Below are 6,311 nucleotides of genomic sequence, written 5' to 3'. Positions count from 1 at the left end.
CTATTATGACGCATAGATTAAAATATAATTTCATTTTAAATTTATATATTCGAAGAACATCAACTAGCTACTAGTGAAAGTAATCGTTCGCTTTGTAGTAGCATCCTTTTCCACTTTGCACTATCTTTGTGGCTTCTCTTTAATCACTAAATCATCAACAGATATGAATCTTGCATTGCTCAGTATGTTCATCCCTACTTTCTTTTTTGTCTCAATCACGCCTGGTATGTGCATGACTCTCGCCCTAACGTTAGGTATGAGTATCGGTTATCGTCGCACGTTATGGATGATGATAGGAGAGCTTCTCGGTGTTGCGCTGGTGTCAGTCTCTGCGGTGTTAGGTATCGCTGCGATTATGCTCAATTATCCTTGGATGTTTATCGCGTTAAAGTTCATTGGTGGCGGTTATTTACTCTATCTTGGAGTTGAAATGTGGCGATCGCGAGGGAAACTTGCGATTAATGTCGACAACTTAGAAACACCAAAGAGTTACAATATCGCACTGATCATGCAAGGCTTCGTTACCGCAATCGCAAACCCAAAAGGCTGGGCATTTATGATTTCTCTTTTACCGCCTTTTATAGACCAAAACGCAGCGCTTGCACCGCAACTGATCATACTTGTCTCCATTATTTTACTGTTTGAGTTCATTTGCATGTCTCTGTACGCTACTGGTGGTAAAGGGTTGAAACACGTATTAGGTCAGTCTAAGAATGTACGTCTAATGAACCGTATCGCAGGCACTTTAATGATGGGAGTTGGTGTCTGGTTGCTACTAAGCTAAGGCAAACTGGAAACAATGAAAAATATTCTGAATAAAATAGCTAAAGTCATGGGTGAAGTATTGGACTTTCAAGCCCGAGTTTGGGTTGTGAACGTCTATAGCGGTGAGCATAAAGGCGAGTCTTATGTCGTTAATGAAGATGCTTTCTCTGTACCTCTTCAGTGGATGAAGAAGAAAGGCTACCAAGAGCCAATGTTGAATAAAGTCGAAGCAATGAAGCGCTCACAAGTCTTAGAGTTCGACTTGGGACTTGTGAAACATCGCTTGATGCGCGTGAAATAAGCACAAAAAAGCGCCACTCAAGATGAGTGGCGCAAGCACTTTTACCTTAAAAATAATGCTACGGCGCAGCGTCGATCTCAACTGGAAGATAATGTTTCGGCTCCAGTTTCAACCACTCAGGCAGCACAGTACCAATCGAAATCGAAGACCATGTCCCCGACAGAACGCCAATAAACATGGCGGTTGAGAAACCAGCCAAAGGCGCTCCTCCCATAATCCATAATGCACCAACAGTGATCAATGTCGTACCAGATGTCACCATAGTGCGTGAAAACGTCGCGATAACAGCTTGGTCATTGATGTCTTCTGTTTTCCAACTCTGTTTCGCAATCAACAGCTCACGGATTCGGTCTGCAATGATGATCGAGTCATTCAATGAGTAACCTAAAATCGCCAGCACAGCAGCAAAAACGGTTAAGTTGAACTCCATTTGAGTAATTGCAAAGAAACCAAGCACTAAGATCACATCATGGGCCAAAGCAAACAGTGAACCACTGGCCAAACGCCACTCAAAACGGAAACACAAGTAACCGAGAATACTCAACACACAAATCAACAATGCTAAGCCACCTTGTTCAAACAAGTCTTGGCCAACTTGAGCGCCAACTATACTGTTGCTGACAACATCAACTTGGTGAGAGATTGGCTTCAACACCTCTTCTACACTTGGCAACGTTTGTCCATCTTCCGGCGCAGAGTAACGAATCACCCAACGGCCATCTTCACCAGAGCGTGTCACTGACGCAGATTCACCAAGCTTTGGTTGCAGAACGTCAAGCAGATCATGGTTAGTTAGCTGCTTATCTACCTTTACTTCTGTCACCATACCACCAGTGAAGTCCAAACCTAGGTTCAACCCTTTAAAGCCTAGAGCGACGATCGCGATCACCGTTAAAATGATGGAAACTAGCGTAGTAAAGTAGCGAATTTTACGAATATTTTGTTTTAGCATTTCGACCATGATTAAACCCTCACATCACGACGGGCATCGCGGCCCCAAATTAAATTGATCATTGCTCGAGAGGCAAATACGCCTGTAAACATACTGGTTAACAAACCTAATCCGAGTGTTAAGGCAAAGCCTTGGATTGGGCCATTACCGATGGCGTACAAAATCACGGCGGTGATCATGGTAGTAATGTTGGCATCAAGGATGGTCGAGAATGCGCTGTCAAAGCCAAGGTCAATCGCTTGAGCGAAGCTGCGGCCTTCACGCATTTTGTCCTTAATACGTTCAAAGATAATAACGTTGGTGTCTACTGCCATACCGACGGTTAACACTAAACCGGCAATACCCGGAAGCGTTAGAACCGCTCCTGGTAACAAGGCGATTAAGCCAAGTAAACAAAGCATGTTGGCACAAAGCGCCACATTTGCTACCCAACCTAAGCGGCGGTACCAAAGTGCCATAAAGGTCAGTGTCAGTCCCATACCTAAAGCCAGTGCTGCAAAACCGTTTTCAATGTTTTCTGCACCCAGAGAAGCACCGATTGTTCGCTCTTCCACAATAGTAACTGGCGCGGTCAGTGACCCCGCGCGAAGCAATAGCGCCAACTGCTGCGCATCGTCCATGCTACCTGCCCCAGTAATACGGAACTGGCTACCAAGCTGAGATTGAATAGTCGCGACGCTGATAACGCGCTCACTACGCTCAGTTACACCGCGATCGTTTGTTTTGTACTCTCGGTAAACGGTCGCCATTGGCTTGCCGATGTGAGTTGCTGAGAAGTCACTCATTTTCTTACCACCAGCGTGGTCAAGAGAAATATTGACTTCTGACATGCCCATTTTGTCGACACCAGCACGAGCGTTCACGATGTGCTCGCCCGTTAGAACTGGTCGTTTTGACAAAATCACAGTACGACCATCATTATCTTGAAGAACAAGATCTTGGCTGCTGTGTGCTTGGCTCGCATCTTTCACTTCATAAAACGCCAAGCTTGCTGTTGCACCAATAACGTTTTTCGCTTGAGCAGGATCTTGTACACCAGGGAGCTCAATTCGAATGCTCTCTTTACCTTGGCGTTGCACTAGTGCTTCTGTGATACCAAGTTCTTCAATACGACCACGCATGATCTTCAGGTTTTGTTGAAGAGTCGACGATTGAAATTCTTGGATATTTTGTTCACTCGGTTCAAGCACAAAGCCACGAGATGAACTTTTTGAAATCCAGCCCGGGTAATTTTGACGCAAGAACTTGTTCACTTCCGACAATGCTTGCTCGCTGTCACTGTTTACCGTAATTCGTTTACCGCTTTCTGCTCGAACTTGCACACCACGAACACGTTGATCACGTAGGTTCGCTTTGATTTCATCAATCAATGCATCACGTTGTTCTTCAAACGCTTTATTCACATCAACATTCAACAAGAACTGAACGCCACCACGAAGGTCAAGACCGAGCTTAATTGGGCTAAAGCCCATCTCATTCAACCATTCTGGCGCAACCGATACGTATGAGAAAGTGATGCTGTCGTCTTTATTTAGCTCTTTGTTTAACAACGCACGAGCTTTACTTTGCGCATCTTCACCATCGAATACAATGGTTGTTTTGCCGTCTTTTTCGATGATTTTGTCGGCTGAAATATGGTTGGTTTTTAGCAGTTGATTCAGATGAACAACCGACATTTCACTGTTGTTTTGCTCCGAAAACGTCAACTGGATAGAAGGCTGTTCGCCAAACCAAGTTGGTATAGCACTTAGGGTTAAAATAATGACCGTCGTGATTAATACGACATATTTCCAAGCTGAGTAGTGATTCATCAGCTTTCTGTTCTTTTGCTGCTTTGGTGTTTTTTTCATGTAAACATCATCCCTTCACGATGAAGTGAAGCTTTTAATAACAAGGCTTAACACACGACAGATGCTCCCAGAATAAATTCAGGGTATGAAATGCTCAGAACGCTCACGTCCTGTCGAATACAATCGTCGTGTTAAGAGTGCACAATGGTGCAAATAAATGGTGTTTAGGCAGAAAACTGACTATTGAGTGCGACGTACATGGCATTGGTCTCTTTCCAACCAGAAATGCGATGATCGCTTGTGAAATGATAAAATGTGGACTGGTTGTGACGCCAGTTAATGTCCATCAAGCTGTATGCGTAACCCGCATCAGCGTAAAACGGAGTAGTGAGATCGCCGACAAAATCTACGTGCTCGTCATCAAGCCCTTCCCGTAAGTAAGACGTCCAGCGCTGAGAGTTAAACAAAGCAACGGAATCGAGACTTGCATGGCCTTCAGATACTGGAGATTGAGAGCTTTCTTCTGAAACTTCAGAAAAATCGACGGAAGAGTTTGGCGATACACTTAAGGCTACAAAAGGTTGTAGCTTAGAAAAGTGCGGTACGTGAGCCTTGTGGTCGATTTGCGCAGCAGATACATGCACTGGTAGCAATACCATTGCAAATAGCAGCAAAATCAATTTTCTAAGGTAAATCCAAGGCATAGGAACTCACTAAAAACACAAAGAGCCAAGTTAGGTCACTTGACTCGTTGATAGTATTCCTATTGATTATGGTTCACAACTAAAAAGTTATAAATCTCTGATTTCAGGTTTGCATCGTTATTGCATTTATCAAAACGTCTTTAGAGAACGAGTGTAATTGGTGGTGAGTTATCGATAAAAAATATCGCCCTTATCAACATCTAAGTAGATCTTGTTCTCTTGCTCCAAACCGCCACAATAGATGAAGTAAACGTTGCGCTTTTTGAACGTCACAGAACGAACCCAGCCTCCGAGCTCCTCAAAATCACTCGGATCACAGGTTTCATCGTCTAACAATTGCTGTGTTTTCTTACGGAAAATATCCAAGTGAACTTTTAAATCATCCGACTTTTGTAGGTATTCATCCAATATCTCTAATCGCTCTTGCTCTTTAATAACTGGCTCTGCATCCGATAACCCTTCAGCATTCAACCATTCGGCTTTTTCTTCTCCACCCTCTTCATAGACAAGATAGCCGGAGATTCGGTACCACCCATCTACTTTTTCTAACACCGATACTTTTTCTCCCTTATAGAGCGTATCGACAACTAAAGCATTAAGGTCAGGCTTGTTGTAAACATTGACACGACGCTCAATGACGTAGTACTCGGTAACTTCCGGGAGAGCGGCTTCTAAATCCAGAATCGGTTTGGATGTTTCTTTTTGCAGTGAAGATTGCTCGACTTGCGTAGCCTTTGGTGCTTCAGGTTCATCTTTCTGCATAACGAAGAAATAGTATCCAGCCCCCGCTCCGCCGAGCAACAGCATGACAATCAATGCGACGAGAATTTTCTTCATGCCCTTTTCCTTTTCATTCTTTATTCTTATCCCACCAGCAGCACGTATGTCGTAGAAATTTGGGTATATACTCAAAAGAGCAGGTCAACTAACGCGAGCAATAATGATCAACAGACTCAATTGGATACTACTATTTCTTCTGTTCCCGATAACGGGGCTCGCCAATATTCAATGTAACCCATCGTCGTGGAATGACAATCTTACCCAATTCAATCGTTTAGAGTCCAATTACAATCAGCATGTTGAGGTATTCAATACACTTTTAACGGAACATAAACAGCGTCAGTTATTGTCCGACACCTTTTCACTGCATGAGCTCGTGCTACTTTGGCGTGCCAAGTCGAACCAAAATGTGTTCAAAGCGCAATTAAAAGCATCGATTCAATACAAAGAAGAGCTCACAACTAAAGCGAATCAACTGCTTAAATTGAGCACACAATCCCAATGGTCAGCTAATGGGTGGGAGATCCTGGCCCAAAAGTGCCGCGAGTCAAACAAAACCGTCAATCAAATAACTGCGGAATGGTATAACACCAACGCTTTGGAACTTGCTGAAGATTACAAGCGCCTCTCTTCACAATATCAAACTCTGTCACAAGTCTATGATAAAGAAGCTCGAGCGCTTCAATCCGCTCAAGATGTTTCGAAGTAAAAACAGAGCCAGTTTTGAATAGACGATGTTGGTTTTTCACTCCAATATTGGACGTTATTCGTGCTTTTTTCTTTCCTTAGTCGTGAATGATATCAAATGTAAATAATGGGATTGTTCTCTTTGACAAACTTGACTAAACCATGACCAAGACAATCAATTTATAGAGACATACGTCACATTAATGCTTTACTTATGGACATTTTTTGGTTAGTTTAGCCATTAATAAAATTTAATAAAAAGTCACATTTGGCCGGAGATGATGCTACAAACATGGTTATCAATCGATTAAGTAACAGGGAATGTCCTAATG

At 43.1% G+C, this 6,311-nt stretch carries 7 protein-coding genes; 3 read left to right on the top strand and 4 right to left on the bottom strand.

Going from position 1 to position 6,311, the window contains the following annotated elements; translation table 11 throughout:
• The first annotated feature begins 163 nt into the window (after positions 1-163).
• Together CAG68_RS13390 and CAG68_RS13385 are read left to right on the top strand one after the other, a co-directional pair.
• Positions 164-784 (top strand): LysE family translocator, encoded by a 621-nt coding sequence (locus CAG68_RS13390; protein WP_161441259.1) that lies wholly within the window; start codon positions 164-166, stop codon positions 782-784.
• 15 nt (positions 785-799) lie between these two features.
• Positions 800-1,066: a hypothetical protein gene (locus CAG68_RS13385; RefSeq protein WP_005373566.1), complete on the top strand. Its 267-nt coding sequence runs from the start codon at positions 800-802 to the stop codon at positions 1,064-1,066.
• Positions 1,067-1,124: 58 nt separating this feature from the next.
• On the opposite strand, the gene secF is transcribed toward CAG68_RS13385, so the two are convergent.
• The 4 genes from secF to CAG68_RS13365 all read right to left on the bottom strand — a co-directional run bounded on the left by secF (position 1,125) and on the right by CAG68_RS13365 (position 5,349).
• On the bottom strand, positions 1,125-2,027 hold the full coding sequence (gene secF, locus CAG68_RS13380; protein ID WP_005373567.1) for a protein translocase subunit SecF: 903 nt from the start codon (positions 2,025-2,027) through the stop codon (positions 1,125-1,127).
• A gap of 2 nt (positions 2,028-2,029) precedes the next feature.
• Entirely contained in the window at positions 2,030-3,868 is a 1,839-nt protein-coding gene (gene secD, locus CAG68_RS13375; RefSeq protein WP_161441258.1) for a protein translocase subunit SecD, read from the bottom strand.
• Between the two features lie 164 nt (positions 3,869-4,032).
• Positions 4,033-4,512: a hypothetical protein gene (locus CAG68_RS13370; protein ID WP_054729652.1), complete on the bottom strand. Its 480-nt coding sequence runs from the start codon at positions 4,510-4,512 to the stop codon at positions 4,033-4,035.
• Positions 4,513-4,680: 168 nt separating this feature from the next.
• Positions 4,681-5,349: an SH3 domain-containing protein gene (locus CAG68_RS13365; protein WP_054729655.1), complete on the bottom strand. Its 669-nt coding sequence runs from the start codon at positions 5,347-5,349 to the stop codon at positions 4,681-4,683.
• A 103-nt stretch (positions 5,350-5,452) separates the two neighbouring features.
• Between CAG68_RS13365 and CAG68_RS13360 the strand changes: the two genes are divergently transcribed.
• Complete coding sequence (locus CAG68_RS13360; protein ID WP_054729660.1) at positions 5,453-6,001, top strand: hypothetical protein; 549 nt, start codon at positions 5,453-5,455, stop codon at positions 5,999-6,001.
• Positions 6,002-6,311 lie beyond the last annotated feature (310 nt).

Source organism: Vibrio sp. V42_P2S4T144 (genome assembly GCF_009904715.1).
Taxonomy (GTDB): Bacteria; Pseudomonadota; Gammaproteobacteria; order Enterobacterales; family Vibrionaceae; genus Vibrio; species Vibrio alginolyticus.
The sequence above is the reverse complement of the archived record's forward strand: the minus strand, read 5'-3'. Positions and strand labels throughout refer to the sequence as shown.